General features: G+C 37.9%; 27 protein-coding genes. 7 read left to right on the top strand and 20 right to left on the bottom strand.

All coding sequences use genetic code 11. The features are described from left to right. Window positions 1–107 precede the first annotated feature (107 nt). Window positions 108–917, bottom strand: coding sequence for a universal stress protein (locus ACKGJN_RS07290; protein ID WP_409538797.1), 810 nt, complete (start codon window positions 915–917; stop codon window positions 108–110). A gap of 225 nt (window positions 918–1,142) precedes the next feature. Here ACKGJN_RS07290 and ACKGJN_RS07295 point away from each other — a divergent pair, with 225 nt between their 5' ends. Continuing rightward, entirely contained in the window at window positions 1,143–1,334 is a 192-nt protein-coding gene (locus tag ACKGJN_RS07295) for a hypothetical protein (RefSeq protein ID WP_409538799.1), read from the top strand. A 184-nt stretch (window positions 1,335–1,518) separates the two neighbouring features. On the opposite strand, the gene ACKGJN_RS07300 is transcribed toward ACKGJN_RS07295, so the two are convergent. From ACKGJN_RS07300 to ACKGJN_RS07375, 16 genes are all read right to left on the bottom strand, one after another. Then, window positions 1,519–1,668 carry a hypothetical protein gene (locus ACKGJN_RS07300; RefSeq protein ID WP_409538800.1) on the bottom strand — a complete coding sequence of 50 codons (150 nt, stop codon included), beginning with the start codon at window positions 1,666–1,668 and terminating at the stop codon, window positions 1,519–1,521. Between the two features lie 102 nt (window positions 1,669–1,770). Continuing rightward, window positions 1,771–2,472 carry an SDR family oxidoreductase gene (locus ACKGJN_RS07305; RefSeq protein ID WP_409538801.1) on the bottom strand — a complete coding sequence of 234 codons (702 nt, stop codon included), beginning with the start codon at window positions 2,470–2,472 and terminating at the stop codon, window positions 1,771–1,773. Between the two features lie 14 nt (window positions 2,473–2,486). Next, on the bottom strand, window positions 2,487–2,897 hold the full coding sequence (locus ACKGJN_RS07310; RefSeq protein WP_409538802.1) for a carboxymuconolactone decarboxylase family protein: 411 nt from the start codon (window positions 2,895–2,897) through the stop codon (window positions 2,487–2,489). Then, complete coding sequence (locus tag ACKGJN_RS07315) at window positions 2,854–3,318, bottom strand: hemerythrin domain-containing protein (RefSeq protein ID WP_409538803.1); 465 nt, start codon at window positions 3,316–3,318, stop codon at window positions 2,854–2,856. Before ACKGJN_RS07315 ends, ACKGJN_RS07310 begins: the two co-directional genes overlap by 44 nt. A 98-nt stretch (window positions 3,319–3,416) precedes the next feature. Then, the gene (azu, locus tag ACKGJN_RS07320; RefSeq protein ID WP_409538804.1) at window positions 3,417–3,893 is read right to left on the bottom strand and encodes an azurin; all 477 of its coding nucleotides are present in this window, start codon (window positions 3,891–3,893) and stop codon (window positions 3,417–3,419) included. A 108-nt stretch (window positions 3,894–4,001) separates the two neighbouring features. Then, entirely contained in the window at window positions 4,002–4,307 is a 306-nt protein-coding gene (locus tag ACKGJN_RS07325) for an FAD-dependent oxidoreductase (protein WP_409538805.1), read from the bottom strand. Window positions 4,308–4,319: 12 nt separating this feature from the next. After that, the gene (locus tag ACKGJN_RS07330; protein ID WP_409538806.1) at window positions 4,320–4,772 is read right to left on the bottom strand and encodes a carboxymuconolactone decarboxylase family protein; all 453 of its coding nucleotides are present in this window, start codon (window positions 4,770–4,772) and stop codon (window positions 4,320–4,322) included. Between the two features lie 94 nt (window positions 4,773–4,866). Then, window positions 4,867–5,478 carry a DUF6448 family protein gene (locus ACKGJN_RS07335; protein ID WP_409538807.1) on the bottom strand — a complete coding sequence of 204 codons (612 nt, stop codon included), beginning with the start codon at window positions 5,476–5,478 and terminating at the stop codon, window positions 4,867–4,869. A gap of 208 nt (window positions 5,479–5,686) precedes the next feature. Then, window positions 5,687–6,118: an RrF2 family transcriptional regulator gene (locus ACKGJN_RS07340; protein WP_409538808.1), complete on the bottom strand. Its 432-nt coding sequence runs from the start codon at window positions 6,116–6,118 to the stop codon at window positions 5,687–5,689. Between the two features lie 345 nt (window positions 6,119–6,463). Beyond that, window positions 6,464–8,773, bottom strand: a complete 2,310-nt coding sequence (locus tag ACKGJN_RS07345; RefSeq protein ID WP_409538809.1) for a nitric-oxide reductase large subunit — start codon at window positions 8,771–8,773, stop codon at window positions 6,464–6,466. 95 nt (window positions 8,774–8,868) lie between these two features. Further along, window positions 8,869–9,591 carry an iron-sulfur cluster repair di-iron protein gene (ric, locus tag ACKGJN_RS07350; protein WP_409538810.1) on the bottom strand — a complete coding sequence of 241 codons (723 nt, stop codon included), beginning with the start codon at window positions 9,589–9,591 and terminating at the stop codon, window positions 8,869–8,871. 64 nt (window positions 9,592–9,655) lie between these two features. Beyond that, on the bottom strand, window positions 9,656–10,045 hold the full coding sequence (locus tag ACKGJN_RS07355; RefSeq protein WP_409538811.1) for a group III truncated hemoglobin: 390 nt from the start codon (window positions 10,043–10,045) through the stop codon (window positions 9,656–9,658). A gap of 3 nt (window positions 10,046–10,048) precedes the next feature. Next, a complete protein-coding gene (locus tag ACKGJN_RS07360) occupies window positions 10,049–10,489 on the bottom strand; it encodes a cytochrome C (RefSeq protein ID WP_409538812.1) in 441 nt (146 codons plus the stop codon). Continuing rightward, complete coding sequence (locus ACKGJN_RS07365; protein WP_409538813.1) at window positions 10,476–10,742, bottom strand: hypothetical protein; 267 nt, start codon at window positions 10,740–10,742, stop codon at window positions 10,476–10,478. Before ACKGJN_RS07365 ends, ACKGJN_RS07360 begins: the two co-directional genes overlap by 14 nt. A gap of 2 nt (window positions 10,743–10,744) precedes the next feature. Then, window positions 10,745–11,746, bottom strand: a complete 1,002-nt coding sequence (locus ACKGJN_RS07370; RefSeq protein WP_409538814.1) for a cbb3-type cytochrome c oxidase subunit II — start codon at window positions 11,744–11,746, stop codon at window positions 10,745–10,747. A gap of 12 nt (window positions 11,747–11,758) precedes the next feature. After that, window positions 11,759–13,567 carry a cbb3-type cytochrome c oxidase subunit I gene (locus ACKGJN_RS07375; RefSeq protein WP_409538815.1) on the bottom strand — a complete coding sequence of 603 codons (1,809 nt, stop codon included), beginning with the start codon at window positions 13,565–13,567 and terminating at the stop codon, window positions 11,759–11,761. A gap of 878 nt (window positions 13,568–14,445) precedes the next feature. Between ACKGJN_RS07375 and ACKGJN_RS07380 the strand changes: the two genes are divergently transcribed. The 6 genes from ACKGJN_RS07380 to ACKGJN_RS07405 all read left to right on the top strand — a co-directional run bounded on the left by ACKGJN_RS07380 (window position 14,446) and on the right by ACKGJN_RS07405 (window position 20,592). After that, on the top strand, window positions 14,446–14,940 hold the full coding sequence (locus ACKGJN_RS07380; protein WP_409538816.1) for an alpha/beta fold hydrolase: 495 nt from the start codon (window positions 14,446–14,448) through the stop codon (window positions 14,938–14,940). Further along, entirely contained in the window at window positions 14,931–15,173 is a 243-nt protein-coding gene (locus ACKGJN_RS07385; RefSeq protein WP_409538817.1) for a hypothetical protein, read from the top strand. Before ACKGJN_RS07380 ends, ACKGJN_RS07385 begins: the two co-directional genes overlap by 10 nt. A gap of 27 nt (window positions 15,174–15,200) precedes the next feature. After that, entirely contained in the window at window positions 15,201–15,701 is a 501-nt protein-coding gene (locus tag ACKGJN_RS07390; RefSeq protein WP_409538819.1) for a hypothetical protein, read from the top strand. Between the two features lie 613 nt (window positions 15,702–16,314). Then, window positions 16,315–17,160: a hypothetical protein gene (locus ACKGJN_RS07395; RefSeq protein ID WP_409538820.1), complete on the top strand. Its 846-nt coding sequence runs from the start codon at window positions 16,315–16,317 to the stop codon at window positions 17,158–17,160. A 173-nt stretch (window positions 17,161–17,333) separates the two neighbouring features. Continuing rightward, window positions 17,334–18,440, top strand: a complete 1,107-nt coding sequence (locus ACKGJN_RS07400) for a Fic family protein (protein WP_409538821.1) — start codon at window positions 17,334–17,336, stop codon at window positions 18,438–18,440. Between the two features lie 184 nt (window positions 18,441–18,624). Then, a complete protein-coding gene (locus tag ACKGJN_RS07405; RefSeq protein WP_409538822.1) occupies window positions 18,625–20,592 on the top strand; it encodes a DUF2779 domain-containing protein in 1,968 nt (655 codons plus the stop codon). 8 nt (window positions 20,593–20,600) lie between these two features. Here ACKGJN_RS07405 and ACKGJN_RS07410 read toward each other — a convergent pair whose 3' ends face one another. The 3 genes from ACKGJN_RS07410 to ACKGJN_RS07420 form a co-directional block, all read right to left on the bottom strand. Continuing rightward, window positions 20,601–21,218, bottom strand: coding sequence for a class I SAM-dependent methyltransferase (locus ACKGJN_RS07410; protein ID WP_409538823.1), 618 nt, complete (start codon window positions 21,216–21,218; stop codon window positions 20,601–20,603). Then, complete coding sequence (locus tag ACKGJN_RS07415; protein WP_409538824.1) at window positions 21,202–21,888, bottom strand: hypothetical protein; 687 nt, start codon at window positions 21,886–21,888, stop codon at window positions 21,202–21,204. Before ACKGJN_RS07415 ends, ACKGJN_RS07410 begins: the two co-directional genes overlap by 17 nt. 103 nt (window positions 21,889–21,991) lie before the next feature. Further along, on the bottom strand, window positions 21,992–22,303 hold the full coding sequence (locus tag ACKGJN_RS07420) for a hypothetical protein (protein ID WP_409538825.1): 312 nt from the start codon (window positions 22,301–22,303) through the stop codon (window positions 21,992–21,994). Between the last annotated feature and the right edge of the window lie 321 nt (window positions 22,304–22,624).

Raw genomic sequence — 22,624 nt, forward strand, 5'->3', positions numbered from 1 at the left:
GTTTCGGATTAGGGAAAAATAAGAAAAATACATTCAACCTGAAAAAAGGCGATTTGACAGGTTCAAAAAGAACTTCGGAATAAAAATTGAAAATTGAAAAGGGCGAATTATTTATGGAGCATCAGGATGGGAAGCTTATTGCTAATACTGGTATAAATCCCCTGTTCTGTATGTAAGAGCAGGTCGCACACCCTAATATTTTTTCCTAATATCACAATAATATCAAATTTTTTCTGCATCTTCTTTAACAGGTCTTTTTTGTAAATATCAGAATTTTTTACCTGGACTACCTCTACACACACGTTATTAAGCTGACTTAAAAGACCTTTTCCCGGCTCCAGCACAGAATTTGAAGAATTTAGGCTGTCCACGATTTCCATAACCGAAACACTTGCATTTTTAACCATTCCGGGATGATCCAGGAACCGAAACATTCCGCCGTCCAGAGAAGCCGTACGATCTATAGGGATCAATATCTTTTCCGGTTCCTTATATTGGCTGTTTTCAGGTACTGCCAGAAGATTGCATTTCACTTTTTTGATTATCTCGTAAGTGTGATTGCCCAGCATTGTATTTTCTGAGCAGCTACTGCGAACAGCTCCCATTACGATAAGATCAACCTTCTTTTCTTCGGCAAATTTCCGGGTGGCATCAACAAGGTTATTTTCTGAATAAAAAAAAGCAAAATTATGTTCCTTATTAGTCGTTGATTTTTGAAGTTCCTCAACCCTTGTTTTCAGTTTTTCCAATGCCAATTCTTTTCCTCCCGTTACGCCAACTTGTGCCCGGCCACCTGAATTGAACAATTCAATGTTGAGCAGGTAAAAATTCACAGGAACCTCTTTAAGGAACTGCAAGGCGTAATTGCCGGCATTTTCGGCAACTTCCGAAAAATCTGTGAGGATCAGGACATTCATCAGCTCAATAAATTAGCAAGGATTAAGATTTTTGCGAAGCTATTTGATCTATCATCTGCAAAAAATGACCAAAATCAGTAAATTACTCATTAAACTTAATTTTTAAAGGGATCTATATTCGGAAATCTACTAACTATCCTGTTTGATCATTGATTGTTCATTTTTTTATTCCTGAAAAATTAAGGATCTATTCCCGCTTATTTTCAAAATCAAATTGAGGATTTTTTGGAAGAACCTTCTGCTCCACAGAAGAAAAAACTGGAAAAATTCAAATCCAATCTTTTGGAAGGGATAACTTATTACCAGCATTTGTTCACAGAAAAAAAGGATGTTTTTAAAAACGGTAGAAATGAACTACTAGCTGAACTGGAACAATTTAAAATATCAATAACCGGGATAAATACAAATGTCCTTTAGGGTTCAAAAAAATGATGTTCTTCTTTTATTGAAATTCCAGGTGTCCGGGCAATGTTAATTTCCGTGCCAAGCAGTAATAAATGGATGGGAATCCGTTTTCCGGGAATTCTGTTTTAAGCAAAATGTGGTAAGGCTTACGTATAGCCCAATTACCTTAGGCTACTACTATGACATCTGTTTGGTACTAGTGGGAGTTTTGCCAACCATTTTCATCGGTAGAAATGTAGTTTGTAACAGGCCCGGTGTCTCCCGGGATATTCAGTAAATCATTTTTGCTGAATTTTCCATGAACCTCTGTAGGACTTTTTATATCTAAACAAACTTTCGAATTCATTCGGATATCGAAATATAACCATAGCCCCTACACCAATTGGCCTGGTTAACTATAACTTATGATTCTTGTTTTTTATTCCACACTGGATAGTACTACAACTTACTAGGAATTCAACGGCCTAATGGTTATTTCATCTATAAGTATATTATCAGGCGTTTCCAGAATATGGATTATGGTTGAAGCCAGGTCTTCCGGGCTCAACATTTTATCATTACCTTCTATTCCGGATTCTTCGAAAAAATCTGTGTTTATAGATCCGGGATTTACAAGGCTTACTTTAATATTATCTCCTCGAAGTTCTTTGAACAAACTCTCACTAAATCCCTGTAGCGCATATTTAGTCGCACTGTAAGCATGCTTTGCAGGGGAACTGGTTTTACCCAGAATGGATCCTATATTGATGATGTGACTGCTGTTTTTAGAGGATTTCATAAAAGGAACAATACCGGTGGTAAAGTAAAACACAGCATTAAGATTAGTATTGATCATTTGATGCCATTTCTCGGAAGGCAGGTATTCAATTTTTTCGAAATATCCTGCTCCAGCATTATTTATTAAAATATCAGGAATTTTCTCTTTAGAAAAATTATGGGTAATCCATTCAGAAACGTCATTTTCTGAGGTAATATCAAGTGCCACAGGAAAAAAGTTTCTCCCAAGATCCTCTTGCAAACTTTCCAGGCTCCGTTTGTCGCGGGCGATGCCATAAACGGTTGCCCCCTTCTCCACAAGGGCACTCGCGACTGCTTTTCCAAGACCCCGACTTGCACCTGTTACAATTGCTGTTTTAGATGTTAATTCCATATTTAGATTTAATGTTATTCTGTTATCTCCATTTCCTGAATGGCTATTGCAGAGTGGGCATATGCCGCACCCGCACGCATTTCAGAAGCTACCCATATCGCTTCCATAAGCTCTTCATTTGTGGCTCCTTTTTTCAAAGCAACCTGGGTGTGACTTTTAATACAATAAGGACACTGGGTAACATGTGCAACTGCCACAGCGATCAATTGTTTGGTTTTCTCATCCAGAACTCCTGCCTTAAAAACTGTCCTGCTAAAGTTCCTGAAAGCTTCTGCGATCTCTGGCGCAAGGTCTGCGCGCTTTTTAGACATTTCGGGGGTGGCTGGTGGATAAAGTTCTTTTTCGGTTTCCATAATTATAATCAATAAATTAACATTCAATTCACTTCCAAAATTCATCTTCTGTATTCTCCTGGAATTTTTCATCTTTATGTTTTCCAGCAATTACAGCCAATTCCTCTTCGGTTGCTTTCTTTTGAATTTCGTTGAACAATTCTCTTTCTTCAAATCTTATATGAAGCTCTAACTCTTCTTCTATTAAACCGAGAGATTTTACCAGGTCCTTCTTATCTTCAAATAATCGCTTTAAGCGCCTGTGTTCTGCCAGTGCTTTTTGGACCAATTCATTTTCCTCACCCAAAACAGGATAAAGATATTTCTCCTCAATTTCAAAATGAGGAAGTACATGATCTTCAAAAAACCAGTCGGTATATTTCTTCATCCTTTCCGGAGCCACACCTTTGAGAAATCCTTTTCTAATCTTCCAGCATAGTAATAAACTATGGTGATGATCCCTGCTTAGAGGCTGAATACTTTTACTGCGTTTAATAGGTTTTGGTTTTTCCATGATTTTCAATTTTCTATTCTGAATCTTATATTTGGGTTTTACCAGAAAACCAGAAACAATAGCTACCGCCTGGGGTAATTAATACTATAAGAGAGATCTTATTCTACTATAAATTTCCCTTTCATCATGGCATAATGCCCGGGAAAACTGCAAATAAAGTCATAAGTACCTTTTGCCGGCACTGTGAATTCAACTGTGGTAGATTCTCCTCCTCCAATTAGTTTTGTGTGTGCCAATACTCCGTTTGCAGGAATGTATTCAGTAGCTTTATTATTCATAGCTGCCGTTGCAAATTTTGCAACATCTGTTCCTTTTTCTAAAAGTACAAAATTATGCCCCATTACGTTTTTGGCAAACTTACCGGTATGATTTAGAGTTAGTTTTATCTTTTCTCCTGCTTTTACCCTTATCTCTGTTTTATCAAATTTCATCTGATCATTTGAATTAAGAGTAATTGTTCTCACCGGTGCGGTAACTTCAAGATCTACGGGGCTTATAATTTCTGTTTCTGTAAAATTAATCCCTGTTAGGGACATTATAAAAACCATTGTTACTGTTAAAATGTGTGTATTCATGTTTAAAAAATTTTAGGGTTAAATGCGTAAAAAGATTCTGTTTTTCTCTTAAAATGTTATTATTAATTGATAGTATATATTTTCGGGCTACCAGCCTTTATGGGTGTATCAGGAATAATTGGTTATTTCGTTAACCAGGTAAAGTTTCTTTGCTTCAGTATCGATTTTATTTACCTCTCCAAGGATTACCCTTATCTTTTTATTTTTTCCAAAAATGGCCCGGATAGGAGCTGCAATATCTCCCGGAGATAACGCAGCAGTGGCTACCTGGTATAATAATGGCTGAAATAAATGGTGGTTGCTTTTATCTATAACGGTAATTTCCACATTGGCGCCCTTCATAGCATTTACCGTGGCAAGCCCAGCAAAACCTCCACCTATCACAACGACTTTTCTTTTTTTTTCAGGTTCCATCAAAGTTTTTTATTAAAATTGTTCTTTTGCCTTTTCAAGAGTCCTGAAACTTATGGCCAGCCTGTTCCAGCTGTTAATCCCATTGATGGCAATCGTTAAGGTTATTAGCTCCTGTTCATCAAAATATCCGCGCACCTCCCCGTAGAATTCATCTGAAATCTCATTCTGAGCTATCAGGGTAAGAGCTTCAGTCCAGGCCAGGGCGGCTTTTTCTCTATCACTGTAGATATCTTTCTTCCTCCAGGAGCTCACATTATCAATACGGTCCCGGTTTTCTCCAGATTGCATGGCCTCTTCCGTCTGTAAGCTCACACAATAATTACAAGCATTGATCTGCGAGGTACGCAGTCTTATCAATTCAATAAGCGACTTCTCCAGGCCTGAACTTTCCACATAATTGTCAAGTTCCTGCAAACCCTTAATTGCCTTTAACCCTATTTTCGAATAATTTATCCTGTGTTCCATAATTTTATTCCTACTTCAAAAATCCTTAAACATCTGCTGCATACCAGGAATTCGGAAAAATGAAAATATTTAAAAAAATTAATTTAATTCCTATTTAATGTGCATCATGTGCATCGCCGGTATGTACCAGGATATCGTGCATTTTTTCTATGGTATGAGTGTAAGCAACATACGCTGCAACATACTCCCTTCCTTTTTGAACAGATTGGTCTTTCACTTTTTTAAGTTGTGCCACTTTATCGTATTTCTCTTTAAGGATTTTTTCTACATGTCCATTGAATTTTAAGAGAAATCCTTCAAAATCATCCTCTTCCAGAGCAATATCGGTGAGTTGGATTATTCGCTTGGTGGTTCCCGCAGGTTTTAATCCCGTGTATGGCTCCCCTTCCCCTTCCCTGTGAACTCTGACAAGAGTTTCAAGAAAATGTTTTTCCAAAAGATCATAAACCTCTTTATCAGCAGATTTATATTTTATTGTTTTAGAAAATAAATCTGTGATCTCTTTTTCGTGTTTTGTGTCTATCCATTTCATTACCAAATCCGGATCATTATTTTCCAGTGCTTTTAACGCATCCTTGACCACAGGGCCATCATAAGAATCGCAATGGGCAAAAGCGCTCTGCGGAAGCATCCATAATCCCAGGGCTAATAGAGTAATTAACAACCCCCTTTTTCCTGTCTTCGATTTTAAATTTTTAGTTTGCATATTGTTTAATTTTAGAATATCACAAAGATAGGCAATAAAAACTATAACGGACAAGTTTATCCGATATAAAACAATTAATAGCAGTATAGGTTTAAGTGTTCAGGAAAACTTAGAGAATAGTTGCAGTTGAACTCCTTGATTTAGGCAGAAATAGAATCTCGATTTAAAAATCTGCCAAAACATAATTCCCCATTCTTCAAATTCGATTTTAATTTTTCAGATAGACATTCCCTGCGGAAAGATCCCGGGCAAGATTCCCGAGGGTAGTATGTTGAAAGGACAGCAATAAGTTGTTCCTGTCTTCGGCATATTTGAAGTGCATTGGGCAGGGATGTTCATCTGTACAGTTATGCAAGCCCATCACGCATTCTTTAAAAACAGCTACTCCGTCTATTGCGTTTACAATGTCAATTACAGGGAGATCGAGTTGGTAATCTTCACAATAAAATCCACCGTATGGACCTTTAAGGGAAGTAACGATCTTATATTTACTGAGACTTTGCAGGATTTTAGCTGTAAAAGCCTGAGGAGCTTCTATTTCTTCAGCGATTTCCTTAACGCCCGGTTTAACATTCTTCGCGGCCTGGGCAGCGATAAAAACAGCTGCTCTTATGGCGTATTTACAGCTTTTACTTATCATATGATCCTGTTCAAAGTCTTAATTATTTTTCAAATATAAGAATAATTCAAAAAGGATATAGGCATCTTTTTTGATGTTTAAATTTGTAAACTGATTTCTGATTCTGTTTTTGCTTACAAATAAAACCAACAAGGATTAAGAAGGTAATAGCATCAATTTGGAATATTGATAAAAATGGAGGCAGCGATATTTTCAGGCATAGTTATGCCAAAGATTTAAAACAAAAGGTTGCTCCTAAAAATAATCGAATCAAATAATTTTCCGGATGTGGTTTTCGTGAGATACATAAATTCTAATTAAAAATGAACAGGAAAAATTCTTTGCAAAATTTTTCCTGTTCAAATGTTATACTTCAACCGGTTCTTTTATTTCTAGTTTTTCTTTTGAAATTCCCTTATTAATTTTTGATGTGTTGGGTTGCTTGTTTTTATTTTTCAGTGTCAAATCAAATACAAACCAGCAAAGGGTAAGCATTCCTACCGCGAAAATAACATCCCCTATGGTACGCAGCCATTTTAAGGTGATCATATCCGGGTCCTGCATCAATTCAGAAGAACGGGCATACCACATTCCATGTTCTATACTTGCAATTGCCTGCCAGATCCCCATTGGCAGCAGGCTTAATAAGGCCATTGCCAATAATCCGATGTTAAGTGACCAAAATGTGATTTTTAATAGTTTTTCATTCCAGGAAACATTTCGGTATAAACTTCTCAATACAAAAAGCATCAAACCAATTCCCAGCATTCCGTATACTCCAAATAGCGCAGTATGAGAGTGGAGTGGCGTTGTATTCAGTCCTTGAACATAATACAAGGCTATTGGTGGATTGATAATAAATCCGAAGATACCGGCGCCAAGGAAATTCCAAAAAGCCACAGCGATCATAAAATAGATAGGCCACTTGTAGTCTTTGATCCATTTGGTGGCTTTGGATAATTTATAATTATGATAGGCTTCATACCCTATTAATGTCAATGGAACCACTTCCAATGCACTGAAGGTTGCGCCTATGGCCATAATTGCTTTTGGAGTTCCCGAGAAATATAAATGGTGAAAGGTTCCCAAAATCCCACCAGACATAAATATAATGGTTGCCAAAAGCACATTTAAAGTAGCTGTTTTGGTTTTTAAAAGGCCTAAGCGCACAAAAAGAAATGCGATAACCACAGTAGCAAAAACTTCAAAGAAGCCTTCAACCCAAAGGTGAACTACCCACCATCTCCAATATTCGGCAATAGCCAAATTGGTTTGTCTTCCCCACATAAGGCCGGCTCCGTAAAACAAAGCAATCGCCGTACAGGAAATCAGGAACATGATGATAAGGTTTTTCTCCTCAGTTTTTCGTTTTAAAATTGGAAGCAACGGGCGAACCATCAATGCCAGCCACAATATCAGTCCTACTAACAGGAATATCTGCCAGAAGCGACCAAGATCCACGTATTCATAACCCTGATGTCCGAACCAGAAATTGCTTACCAGATCCATTTTTTGCATAACACCAAACCATTGTCCGATCATAGATCCTACTACAATAATCAAAAGTGCGAAAAACAGAAAGTTTACACCAAATGACTGGAATTTGGGGTCTTTTCCCGAAACAGCTGGCGCTATATAAAGTCCTGTGGCCAACCAGGCAGTGGCTATCCAGAAAATGGCTAGTTGTGTATGCCAGGTTCGTGTTACTGCATATGGCAGGTATTCGTCTAAGGGAAAACCATAAAAACCATTTCCTTCCACACCGTAATGCGCGGTTATAATCCCCAGTACCATTTGCAATACCATAAGCAAGGTCACGACCCAAAAGTATTTTTTGATGAGATGCATAGAGGGTGTCATCCCTTCTTTTAGTAAAGGATCCTCGGTAGGAGCAGGAATACTTTCGTCTTCCCCGGATTTAACGTGATAGAATACTAAAATTCCGATACATAGAATAAGCAGAATAATACTTACACCAGACCAAACCATCAGGTCTGTTGTTGGAACATTGCCAACAAGTTCATCTGATGGCCAGTTATGGGTATAGGATACATTGCTAAATGGACGCTCGGTAACGGTAGCCCAGGTTGCCCAGAAGAAAAATGCACTCATTTGATCCATTCTGGCATCGCCTTTTATGGCGTTTTTAGGGATCGCATAATCTGAACGCAATTTATCAAAAGCGGGATCGTCTGTAAACAAGCTTTTATAATAATTGCTCAAATGAGCAACGGCTTCGGCCCGGTTTTGTGAAATTGTTATCTCCCCGGTTGTGGAATTATAGGTATTGGTCCTTAGATCTTTTTGCAAACGGATCTTGAGGGAAGCCTGTTGTTCTTCTGAAACAGCTTCATAGTCTTTATTAAAATCGGCCTGGGCAAATTTATTTAATATAAAAACAGCTTCCCGGTGTAGCCAATCTGCTGTCCAATCCGGAGCTACGTATGCGCCATGTCCCCAAATGGTGCCAACTTCCTGGCCACCCATGCTTTGCCATACATTCTGGCCGTCTTTGATGTCCTGTCCGGAAAATAATACCTCACCTTCAGTGGTTACAACATTTTCGGGAATTGGTGGTGCCTGTTGATAAATTTCATATCCGTAATAAAGTAATACCGCAAATGAAATACTCATTACAAGACCAAATGCAATCCAAAGTTTTTTTTCTGATTTCATAGTTATTATAAAAATTTATTCAATTTTTAAACAAATCAATGTCCGGCAATATTTATATACCGGACATTAATCTGAATGGTTTGATAGTTAAAACTTTACCCGTTTAATTCTTTCTCCAGGGCGATTGCTTTTGGAAATAAAATATTGTTTTCAAGGTGAATATGAAGATGTAGATCCTGTTCAAATTCGTTCAACAGGGCAAAACTCACCCTGTAGGTATTGCAGGCGTCTTCTGGCGGGGTGTAATTATTGGTTAAATCGGCAATTTTTCGGAAGCGTGCCCCTTCAGCTTCGTGATCCTGCATCATCATTTCTACCGGATTTTCTACCGTTCCAAAATGAGGCTTCTCAATTTCAGAATTTTCCTGTTTTGCCTGAACCAGAGTTCGGATAAATGGAAACAGAACTTGTTCCTCTTTTTCCATATGTGAACCCAATTCTGCAGCCGATTCTTTAAATTCCTTGGTGATCTCAAATAATTCAGGATGATTTTCTCCGTGTACTTTGCACAGCTTATTCAAATAAGGGATCAACACCTTAAAACCTTCTACCACATAGCGATGGTGTTTTTTCTCGATGTAATCGGCTAAAAGATCAAGCGGCCAGGATTTGTAATCGTTGGAAGTTTCCTGTTTTTGCTGCAGCGCTTCAATTTCCCCAATCAAATCTTCACTGGTAAAGCTTTTTTTCTCGCACACAGTTTCAATACTTCTGTTACCCTGGCAACAAAAATCGATCTTGTGATTTTTAAATATTTGCGCGGTACGGTAATCTTCCGTAACAATTTTTCCGATAAATTTATCTTTTGTAATAATCATTTTCTCTTATTTGAAATGAATTTTATTATTGGTTTTTGAATTCTTATTTTAAACGATCCACGCTTCACTTCAATGGATTCGAATTACTGTTTTTATACATTTCAATTTTCATTTGAAACATCTCAGCCATTTTTTGGGCCCGCCATTTCGCTTCTTCCGCTTTTTCCCCTTTAAATTGATCGTCTATATTGCTGAAAAACAACTGAAGCCAGCGGTCAAAATGTTCCTTCTCAACCGGAAGGTTGACGTGGGGAACAAAAGGACTGCCAAAATAGGTATGTTCCTTCAGTAAAATTGTTTGCCAAAAACGGTACAGCTTTTCGAGGTGTTCAGGCCAGTTTTCTTTGATCACATTATTGAAAATTGGACTTAAAAGCTCATCTTTCCTTACCTTTTCATAAAAAGTATCCACTAATTGTTTAACGTCGGTTATGCTTAGAATTTCGTTCTTCATTTTTTAAAAAGATGATTTATAAAATTCAGGGCTCCAGTACATAATCACATAGAACAGGGCAAAAGCAAAAAACAAAATTAGAAGTGCCCAAACCCAGGCCGGGATCGATTTTGGGGTTTCAGAACCCTTTATAACGAATTCGTCATTGGTTTCACTGCCGTACGCATTGATGGTTATAGAAACCTGGGTATCTACCTTTTCATTTTTTGAAAGACCTATTACGGAAATCTTAGGACCATTTTGAACTTCAAAAGGAATAGTTCTTACACCCTCTACCCCGGAAGAAGTTTTTGCGATTATTTTAAGCACATGTTTCCCGTCCGGGATTTTAGTGGTGTCCAAAACAAATTTAACAGGGGATTCAAACTCGGCAAAAGGCCTGATTTCGTCATCCAGAAACACTTTTATGATCCTATTGTCTTCCACTGGTTTAGATCTCGTCATTTAGTATGCTGTTTTTAATGTGATCGGGATTGTTTTCTTTTGGTTTTACCAGGTATTTAACGCTGTAAAAAAGAGTTACACTTACAATAACAACGGCAGTCCAGGTAATGATATAGTCCAGGGTACCGGTTGGTCCGGCTCCGTGAGTAATGTTTTCTAATCCTTTTGGTTGATTGTTTTTACAAACCTCGCAGGCGAACGTAATTTGATATGCCACCAACATGATAAAGGTTACAAGTGTTGTTTTCTTCATTTTTATTGATTTAATTCCATTACATAATCCCTTATTTTTTTAACATCTTCTGCTAAAATCTCAGATGCATCGTTGCCCCAGCTTCTGCGTTCATGAGTGGCGATAGCTGCGATTTCCTCATCGCTGAGTTGTGCCGCAAAACCCGGCATCTGTCCGTATTCACTTCGGGCATCATAGCCTTGAAGAATGACTTTTATGAACAATTCATAGTCTTCATCCTGCACCATAGCACTTCCGGCAAGGGGAGGGAATGCACCGGCGAGTCCTAAACCGGTTGCCTGGTGGCACGCGGCACAGGTTTGGGCATATAACTTCTCCCCGTCCAGTGAATTTTTTCCGACGCCACTTGTTTCTGCTTCATCTTTGTAAATTGAAGGAATGAAATCGGGGGAAATTCCAGGCATTGGCGCTTGTGATAAGGATTGAAGATAGGATACCAGGAACATGGCTTTTTCTGTAGCTATCATTTTATTCCCTTTTTTACTGATGTATTCTGCAGGAAGCGGAACAACGATATCTTCAGCAGTTATTCTTGTGCTGTGTTTTTCTTCAAATAACCAGGGGTAACCGGGCATCACCGATTCTTTTACCACAATTCTCGGGTTATATAAATGAAGTAAATGCCACTCTTTTCCAGGTTGACGTTTTCCAACATTGGTTAAATCCGGCCCAGTTCGTTCACTACCCAACAAGGAAGGGGATTGGCGCCAAACATCCATACGTTCTTTGCTGTAATAATAGTCGGAAGGAATGGATGGTCGTTCGCCCCATACATTGTCCATTTCTATACTTCGTACTTGCTGGGTATGGCAGGCCATGCAATTTTCGGAAACGTAGACGTGCAAACCTTCCCTTTCAGATATTGTAAGGTCTTTCTGGTCCGGGAGTGGCTGTACATCCTGCATCTGTGAGGCAGGAAGCACGGCAATCACAAGGCTGAGAATTACAAAAGCTATCAGCGCAGTAAGAACTAATTTTTTATGGTCTTTATGAAAATTCAACATTGATTTGTAAATTTAAATAGTTGTAGTTTCTAATTCTTTTTCCTGTGATTGAAGGCTAACTGGTTTGTCTTTTTTTATCATATAATAAAAATTATACGCAAAAACCAGGTGGGATAAAAACATCAGTGAACCACCAACGGCACGCCATACCCAATATTCTTTCATTAAAATAACCGATTCAATAAATGGATTTCCATCTATCCAGCTCAATCCTTTCATAGTTCCACCGGCCATCAGGGAAATCATATAAGCGAATAAACCTATAAATGCCATCCAGAAATGAGCTCCAACCAAAACCTGCGGTGGTTCTTTTCCGGTCAGTTTTGGCAAAATAGAATATATACAGGCCCACAAAACAAATGTGATAATGCCATACATCGTCATATGCGAGTGGGCCACATTAAAATCGGTGAAATGCCATACATAATTTGTAAACCTGAATGCCTGGAAAGTTCCCTGTCCAGAACCTACAAAGTAGAAAATTACACCCACCAAAAAGAATGGCAGCACATAGCTTTTGGAAATATGGCTCCAGCTTCCCTTCATGGTCATCAGGAAATTTGTGGTTCCTGCAATAACCGGAATCAACATACCGGCGCTAAAAACAATTGCGACTGTTTGTAGCCACCAGGGTAACGGACTAAAAACGAAGTGGTGTGTTCCAATAAGTGTATAAAAAACCATCTGGGTCCAGAACGCCAAAACTCCAAGCGAATAGGAATAAATGGGTTTGTTGAGCGCAGAGGGTAGATAATAATAAATTAAACCAAGGGTAAATGCCATAAACCACATTCCAACGCCCTGGTGCATATAATAGCCCTGGATAATTGTTTCCCCCAATCCATCCTGAAAAGTGGGGAAATATCCAATAATTACCAGAACAATCGTCCAGATTAATGAGGCGAGAATAAACCAGTTGGAGATATAGATTTCAGAAATCTTGCGCTTAGCTACAGTTTTATAAAAATTAAAAAAAGTGATTATAAGTCCTATGGCAAACAACAACATTACCGGCCAAATATATTCCCTGTATTCCCCACCACCATTATTGATGCCGCTCATCAAGAAAATATTTCCAATTACAACCGAAATATTGAGGAACCACCAGGCAATTTTCGCCCATTTATAACTGTGAATAGCAGTGTTGGAAGTACGGGCAATTACAAAATATGCCAGGCCAATCATCGCTAAAGAAGCCCAGCCCCAGAAAACTGTATTTGTGTGAACAGGCCTCAACCGGCCAAAAGATAACCAGGAAATTGTATCCATTTCCGGCCAAATAAATTTCATGCCAAGATATTGTCCAACCAGAGTTCCAAAAATTAACCAAAAAACAGAAGCTCCCAAATAATATATTACAACTTCTTTTAGTTTTTCTGGAGTTTCGACAAAAAATTTGGATTTCTTCTTTTCATCAAAAAAGGGACTGTCAGGATTATTGGTCACCTCCTCAATCCTTCCTTTTTCATCTATTGCCACATAATCACTGCCAAGTTCCTTCCCTGAGAGTTTATATTTTAATCCTTCTTTCCTGCGGATAAGAATTTCGTCAATTTCATCTTCATTCAGCCCAATTATTTCTTCACTAAAAGCAGTGTGTAGTTGTTTGCTGCGCTTGTCTTTAAACGACGATAAATACGAATTGAACCTCGCTAACAAAATTATAATGGCCACCACCAATACAATAGTGATTAAAACAAAGGTGCCAATTATACCGGGGCTTGTTTCCCAATTATCGGTTGTAATTGTTGATGATCCCTGTGCAAAAGTAACCAGGGGTAAAACTGTTGTTAGAACAGGAATTATTTTATTTTTGCTCATTTATAAAGAATTAGGATAAATTGTCCTATTTAAATTTTAAAATTAATCGGTTTAAGAAGGTGAGCCCAGCCTCAAGATCTTTTGTCAATTCGTAAATACTGGTTTCTTTGGTCATCTGTTCCGGATTATCACTTATTTCCTTGAATTTAAATGAACAGCCTCAGGCCTTCATTGCACTCATTTAATCTCAAGGCTCATACTTTAAAAATTTTATCTTCGTCTATGGCCGGAACGATCTGGGTTAATTTGATAGATTCAGTTCTTTTTTTTCCATCTGAACCTCAATTCAAGCCTTTCAAAGATCCATTATCGTTTTGACGGGTTGTTTCAATATTTTTCCGATAAATACTTCCGGAGAATCAATTGCGACCGCTACTCCCATAAGGTTTCTGCGATTTTCTTCCAAAGAGTCAACGCTATATAAATTGTTGATCTAGTTCCGTATTCACAGACAATTGAAAACAATTTTTTTTAGATATGGTGCAAATATAGGTCTTGTTATTCATAATTAGGACAAAAATATCCGAAATAATAAAAAAGAGTTTTTGGAAAATGTAAACAAACATTATATATCATAAAAAATTAATGTCCGGTAAAGAGCCAGGATCGTTCCGCCTTCGGCGTAACTGCAAGAACAAAGAAAAAAGACTTGCCTTTAATTAACTGATAAACATTTAGTCATGATTTCTGTTTTTTCAAAAACACTTTATTATCGATATAATTGAAAAATTCAGAAAGTAAGGTTTGTTACTTCAAAATACCATTGGAATACCCAATGAATGAGCGTTAACAGTAGCAACATCAAAATCATTTTTTCTCGCGACCTGTTTTGGCGCCTTCTCTTCGTTTCTTTATTTCACCAATCAAGAGAAGCAATTATGAACATACTTTACCTGCACGGCTTAAAAAGCAAATTGAAAGAAGAAAAACGCAGTATCCTGGAGAATTACGGAAATGTAATCGCCCCCGACATTGATTACTCAAAAGAGCATATTCAACCTCTGCATATCCTTCAAAATTATCCTGATCTAGAGATTAATGTGATCATTGGCAGCAGTATGGGTGCTCTAAATGGCTATATCATTTCTAACTGGATTGGTCGTCCTGCTCTTTTGTTTAATCCTCCCCTATCCAAACATCCAAAAAATATAGACCTTCCCAAAGAAAAGTTCACTAGGATAAATTCCTCAAAACAAATTCTTTTAGGGGGAAAAGATGAAGTGGTGGATCCAAAGGAAACTTTAGCTTTTTTAAGTAATCACCTGCAGGAAGATGAACTTGAGCTGAAAATATATCCCGGGCTCGGTCACCGGATCCCACTTGACCTTTTTGAAGAGCAGGTTTCTCATTTCTTTTCTAAACTATGTTATTAATCACTATGGCTGTACATCAAATTATTAAGCGTTATATTAGTATCATTTCTATCCTTAGAAGGAGACCCATGAGTTATGATGAAATTCAAAGGGAAATAACCCAGGATCATAGCTCGATAGAAGAAGACCTTCTAACCTCCCAACGAACATTCCAGCGGGACATTAAAAATATAGCTACGATCTACGATGTATTTTATGCATTTATGTACTATTCCAATAAATGGAAAAAGTGATTACAAATTTCGCAAATAATAGCAATTATGAACATCGATTACTGGATTCTCCACGCCGATTCCTTCCTCCATCAGATCTTTATGATCGTTATGGGAATGCTATATGGGTTAGCCTTCTTATTTTCGGTATCCTATAAAGCTATCAATATCTATTGCTATTTCGTTTTGTTTCCACTATCCTTTGCCTTATTGATTAAAGGATGGAAAGGATTTCTTTTCATCCCGGTATCTTTCCTGTTCTTCCTCATCCCCGATTTTGAAGCATTATCGATAAAATTTTTCGATCTGTGCGTAGAATTCCTCAACCAATCTGCAGAGACATTCGATTCCAATTACATAGCGATGTCTGTTTACCTATGTGTGCTGGTTCCGGCGGTATTATATGTTCCACTGCTCTGGTATAAAGTGGAAAAAAAAAGAGCGCTGTATGTGCTTGGTGGCCTCGCGGTTTTATGCGGAATCTATATGATCACTATTTATCCGAATTTTAAATATATTTTAAAATTTGTTCAACAAAATTACGCCTGAAATATATCACTACTATGATCTTTAAAACACCCGAACCTGTTTTTACTGTTGACCAAACCAAATTGTTCCTCAAACAAATAGACCTTGCTTCAATAATTTATTAATCGGATATTTTTGATAATCAGTATTTCCATTTATAACCTGGTTTGTCGGAAATGCTAACGCAATTATTAGTATTTAGAAAACCATAAAAGTGGCTTCACAAGAACCCTTTTATCTGGCGTCATAAAAATGTTTTATGCGAGATTCTGTCTTGCTTGCCCCAGTTAGGATCTAAAGAATTGATAAATTTCTCAGGCATTAATTTTTTTAAGAAAATTTTAATATTTAATCAGCTAAACAAACCTCTGTTCCTTAAATATTTAAAGGTTTAAAAACCCATAATTCCCTTTCTGAGTTACTCCAGAAGGAAATTTTTATTTTGGTTTTTAAGATTTCCTGACCCAGTTTGATAAGTTCCTGTTCATTATCAAATGGCATTCTTGCTGCTCTGTAAAATTCCAAAATAGATTTTAGAATTAAAAAATATGCGGTTTTACTACGGAAACCCGTAATCTAAGACACTATATAATTCCTACCTTCACGGCACTAATCAACCATTAAATATTAAAAAATGAAAATTAAATTTACTTTTTATGCATTTCTTGCTTTAGGATTTCTTTCTTCCTGTGCATCTGACGTTTATTACCAGGTATACAAAGCCGAGGCTACCGGTGCAATGGAACAGAGAGAAAATGCCCTTATCTATGAAGATGATAATTCGAGAATCTTATACAATTTATGGAAAGAGGGTGGTAATATTGGGTTTCAATTCTATAATAAGACTGATGAGCCTATTTCCCTTCATCTTAACAAAAGTTTCTTTATACTTAATGAAGTAGCTCACGATTACTATCTTAACCGAGTTACGACCTATTCTAATAGTTCAAAAGTTTCAGCTTCCGAAAACTCATATTCTTCAGGAAAAATTACGGGATTAAATTTCTTAAACCTATTACAAACTAATCAGGTAGGAACTGGCAAAGCTGCAGGTGCATCAGCCTCCTCTGGGAAATCAATCTCTTACCAGGAAGAAGAAATTATAGTAATTCCCGCCGGAACTTCCAAAATTATTATGGAGCACGACATCACAGATACAGTTCTTAGGAATTGTAATTTGATCCTTTATCCGAAAAGAAAAGAAATCCAAACACAAAGATATTCGGCTACAGATACACCGCTGGATTTCAGCAACAGGATTACTTATTCAATAGGGCGAAATCCGGAGTTAATTATGCTCGAAAATAAATTTTACGTTTCAGAAATTGCTAATTATCCTGAAAAAGAAATTACAGTAGAAGAATATGAAGAGTTCTGTGGAGAAAAAAGTACAGTAAAAACTAAATTCTTCGAAGAAGTAGCTTCCGATAAGTTCTTTTTGCGATATGAAAAAGGAAATAATGATTCCAGAAAACATTAGTTTTCCATAAAGAAAAAGAAAAGAAAGAGGAAGTCAATAGACTTCCTTCTTCTTTTTAAAATAGATTGTAATTTCCCCTTCCCTCATTTTATTGGATAAATATGAGCCGATAAAATATTTAATCAACTCAAAATTTACTTATATTTGAGCCGTAACAATTTATTAATCGGCTCATGAAATACAACTGGCAACAAAAGGACTGGCCCAATTTTTCGTATTCTACAGAAGACATAGAAGCCCAACTCTACGAATTTTCAGAAAGGGCCGGGAAGATCAACGGCCTCATGGAAGGCCTGCCTGAGGATTCCAGGGTAGAGACTGTAATTAATTTGTTGGTGGAAGAAGCAATAAAGACCTCTGAGATTGAAGGGGAATATCTAAGCAGAAAGGATGTAATATCTTCCATAAAAAAGAACCTGGGATTATTACCTCCTGTTGAGAGGGTCAACGATAAAAGGGCTGAAGGAATAGCAGAGCTTATGACCGATGCTCAAAAAAGTTATAAAGAGCCTCTAAGTGCTGAAAAAATCCTTGCCTGGCACAAAATGCTGATGAAGGGAAATTTATATGTGCAGGCCGGAAAATGGCGAACACATACTGAGCCTATGCAGGTAATTTCCGGGGCTATGGGAAAAGAAATCGTACATTATGAAGCACCGCCCTCTTCAAAAGTCCCAAAGGAAATGGAGGAATTTATTTCCTGGTTTAACCGTACCGGAAAAAATGGGAAAAATGAAATAAAAAAACCTGTTATACGTGCTGCAATTGCACACCTGTATTTTGAAACCATCCATCCTTTTGAAGACGGAAATGGCCGTATAGGACGCGCAGTAGCTGAAAAGGCATTATCTCAAACTGTTAAAAGGCCAATACTGTTAAGCCTTTCCCAGGCTATTGAGAAGAAAAAAAACGATTATTATACCGCTTTAAAGCTGGCACAAAGGTCTAACGAAATAAGTCCATGGATCAACTATTTTGTAAGGACTACCCTTGAAGCACAGATCGCTGCGGAAAAACTTATAGAATTCAGCCTGTATAAAACCAGATTTTTCGACAGATTCAGGAATGAATTGAATGACAGACAAATGAAGGTGATACGCAGGGTATTAAAAGAAGGGCCCGAAGGTTTTGAAGGAGGTATAAATGCAAAAAAATATATAGGTATTACTAAAACTTCAAAAGCAACGGCCACCAGGGATTTGCAGGATCTGCAGGAAAAGAAAATTATTTCCAAAAAAGGACAAGGCAGAAGTACTGCATATATTCTAAACCTTCAGTAAATGATCCGGAATAATCAAAACCTCGGGGCAAGCCCGCCTGAATGAAATTCATTTCGGGCAGGCCTCTGGGAATTAAACCCTCAATGAGGGATTAAAAGCCTAAAGTTTAATCGTCTGCCGACATATATTGGCGTATTCCTTTTTTAAATTTACCTGACACAGAAAATAATAAAATTCAAAAATCATGTCCCAACGCCTCCTCACCAAATCCCGTTTCAAGATCGCAATGGATTGCCCAAACAAGCTCTTTTATACCAAAAAGAAAGAATATTCCAACACGCAGCTGGAAGATCCTTTCCTGCAGGCATTGGCGCAGGGAGGATTTCAGGTTGAGGAACTGGCCCGGATGGAATATCCCAATGGGATCTTGATTGAAGGGAATGACTGGAACTATGACTCGCTGGCAGTGCAAACACAGGAGTTGCTGCAAAAGGAGAACGTCGTGATCTTTGAAGCGGCTTTTAAATTTGAAAGCCTGTTTATTCGTACCGATATCCTGGTGAAGCGTGGAGATCAAATTCAGCTAATTGAAGTAAAAGCAAAGTCTTTTGATCCTGCAGATGAAAACCTGCTGGTTGGAAGCAGAGGTGGCTTGGTAAGTGGCTGGAAACCTTATTTGTTTGATGTGGCTTTTCAACGTTATGTTATTCAGCAATGCCACCCTGGGTGGAAAATAAAATCGTATTTAATGCTTGCAGATAAATCGGCAACTTCTCCCGTGGAAGGTTTAAACCAGATGTTCCGCATCCGAAAAAATGCTGACAACCGCACCGGGATCAGCAGGACTATTGACAGCCTGGAAGAAATTGGAGGAAAAAGCGTGCTGGGTAGAGTTGCTGTAGATGATATCCTGAACGATATCGAATCCGGAAAATACGCCTGCTATGACAACCTCAGCTTTTTAGAGAGCATCAAGGTTTTTTCAGAATATTATGTGGCCGATAAATTCTTTAATGCGCCTGTTTCCTGGAATTGCAAAGGCTGTGAATTTCACGCCACAACCGAAGAGGAGGCTGAAGGAAAAAAGTCAGGTTATAAAGAATGCTGGAGTGGCCAAATGGGATATTCTGAAAAAGAGTTTACCACTGCCAACAGTTTTGGTATCTGGAATTTCAGAAGGGGAAACAAACTTTTTGAAGAAGGCAAATTCTTTCTGCAAGACCTGGATGAAGATGATATAGGCGTTAAACCGGAAGTCGGGAAGATCTCTTCTTCTGAACGCCAATGGATACAGGTAGAAAAAATTCGGAGTAGTGATCCGGAGCCATTTATCCTCAAAGAGGAATTGAAACAGGAAATGAACAGCTGGAAGTTTCCGCTGAATTTCATCGATTTTGAAACCAGTGCCACTGCCCTGCCCTTCAATAAAGGTCGGCGGCCCTATGAGCAGGTTGCGTTTCAGTTCTCCCATCACACGGTAGATGAACAAGGTGTGGTGAAACACGAAAGCGAGTACATCAACTTTGAACCCGGCGTTTTCCCCAATTTTGAATTTGTACGGGAACTTAAAAAGGCGCTTTCGAAAAACACCGGCAGTATTTTTATGTACGCTCCCCACGAAAATACCATCCTGAATGCTGTTTTTCAGCAGTTAAAAGACAGCGATGAACCGGATAAAAAAGAACTTCAGGGATTTATCCAGAAGATAAGCAGGTCCACAAAATCCAGCCCCGATTCCTGGAACGGGGAAAGAAAGATGATCGATTTGTGTATAGTGGTTAAAAATTATTATTATAATTCATTGATGGGAGGTTCCAACTCGATTAAAGCCGTTTTGCCGGCCATCCTGAATTCTTCTGAATATCTTCAGCTGAAATATTCCCGATCCATCACTGAAATTGGGCTTAGCTCTAAAAACTTTAATCCGGCTCACATCTGGCTTGTCAATGAAAATAACAAAGTTCTAAGTCCTTACAAAATGCTTCCTCCACTATTTGAAGACTGGACCGACGAACAACTCGATGCCACTGTTTCAGGAATGGAAGACATTGCCGATGGTGGTGCGGCATTAACTGCCTACGGAAAACTTCAGTATACAGATATGCAGGAAGAAGAGCGGCTTGCCATCAAACAATCCTTGCTAAAATATTGCGAATTGGATACTTTGGCGATGGTGATGATCTATGAATATTTTCGGCAAGTGTGTGATTAAATTCTGCTTTAATATACCTCGTACAACGTAGTTACTAAAACTCCTTTCAATTCGCGGAATCCAACAGAGAATAAATGTTTTACTTCTTTGACCTTAAAATTAAACGGTGACGCTGAAAGGTTTACACCACTCTGCTTCTTTAGTCTGATTCCCTGTCCGGAAATAATATCTTTATTGGGTTCAAAATCATCTTCCGGTATATGCTCGGTTAGAATAACATATTTAAAATCGTATAATTTTTCTACCACATCTTTAATTTCCGCATTCGATAAATGTTGCAACACCTGCCTTAGAATCGCGCAATCTCCCGAAGGCAGAACATCTTTTGCAATATCTAAAGCATAAAATTCTAAATTATCTGCCTGAAATTCCTTTTTATTATGTGCTATGAGCGCTGGGACTATGTCTGTAGCGATATATTTTTTGGAGTACTTTACCAGTTCTTTACCAATATTAAAATCCCCGCAACCAAGATCACAAACTACCGGTGGAGCTTCAAAATCTTTTAGAAAAGCGGATACTACAGCTATATACGGATTTACTGTTTCAGAATTATGTGAGCCTAAACCAGAGTAAAACTCAGATTTGTTACCACCCCACAAGTTTTTTTCATAGATCTGAGCCATGACATCTTTGGTTGGCCAGGGGAATGTCCAGCCTGAATTGTTCGAGGATCCTGTAATCGCTCAAATCCTTGTACAGCGGTTGATAATAAACTGTATTGGCAACAGAAAATTTCAACGATTCTGCAGAATATGATAAAGTAAGGTAGGTACTGTTGCGGTGGTTATAATTAGTGGTTCCTGCCCGCTCACTATATTCAACTTCATACATATAGCTGTTGCCGGCATATCCCGTGAAATGTCCTTTATCCATCCATTTCACCCTTAGCCCTGCACCAATAAGGTTACGCTGTTCTACCACCAGTAGTTGGTTGTATTGTCCCTGAATAAAACTTTCAAATCTCAATAATGCTAACTGATTAAACTTGTAGTTAAACCTGCCGTGAAGAAACCAGGCATTCTGCAGATTTTCTTCTCCGGTATCTATAAGCCTGTAATTTCCCAGAAGGAAATAGATCTTTTGAAGGTCCTTTGATTTCAGTTGCGTGGTAATGGCGCCATCTATCTGGTTCACCTGTTTCCCGTCATTATTGGTGTGGTTGAAAGAGAAATCTCCGTTTAGTGCAAATCTCACTGAATCGGTCTGCATGCGTTTGGATTCAATATTCACCAGTTGCGCTGAGAGGAGGGCCGGAAAAAGTATAAAAATGCTTAAAAGTAGAAATCTGATCATAATGTGCAATTAAATCCAAAAGTAAAAAACATCTTTTTTAAATAAAACTATAAACCACAATTACCCAGTTTATCAGCATAATTTCTTTGTTACAAAGTAACTTTTATATATCCTCCTTGTCATCATCTTCTTCAAAATCCTCCAATTCCTCCTCCGTAATCTCATTGATATTCGCCAGGGAATTCATCAGGTTTTCCAGCTCATCATAAAAGTCAATCAGCATATTGAGATTGGTGTCCGGGGTGCCTTTGAACTGTTCTATATCAAAATTATAGGTATCGCCCACGGCGAAAACTTTATTGACTTCAGACAGCTCACCCAACATTCCAACGTTGATGGTACGGGTGAGGAGTTCTTCGCGTGTTTTGAGGAGGAATTTGTAAGTGAGGAGGATTTTTTCGCGGTATGGTTCCATGGTTTGTTTGTTTTGAATTATACTACAATTTAAGGTTAGATGGCGCCAAAGGATGACGTGGTAAAAAATACTCTATTTAAAAGTATGTCGATAGTGGTATTTATTAAGTGTGTAGTTTTGTCGATATTAATATCCGCGATCTAGGGGGCTGCGATATAGGTTTATTTGTAAATGAAAAATTAAAGTACATTGTCATTTTCTAAGCTCCTTTTCAGGTAGGTTAGAAACATATTTTTTACCATCTTTTTCAAAATTCCATGTATCCGAAATTTCCCGAAGTAAAGGCAACACTTCTTTACGTTTTTTTAAAGTTTCTTTTGT

This window comes from Gillisia xinjiangensis (assembly GCF_046298265.1).
GTDB lineage: Bacteria > Bacteroidota > Bacteroidia > Flavobacteriales > Flavobacteriaceae > Gillisia > Gillisia xinjiangensis.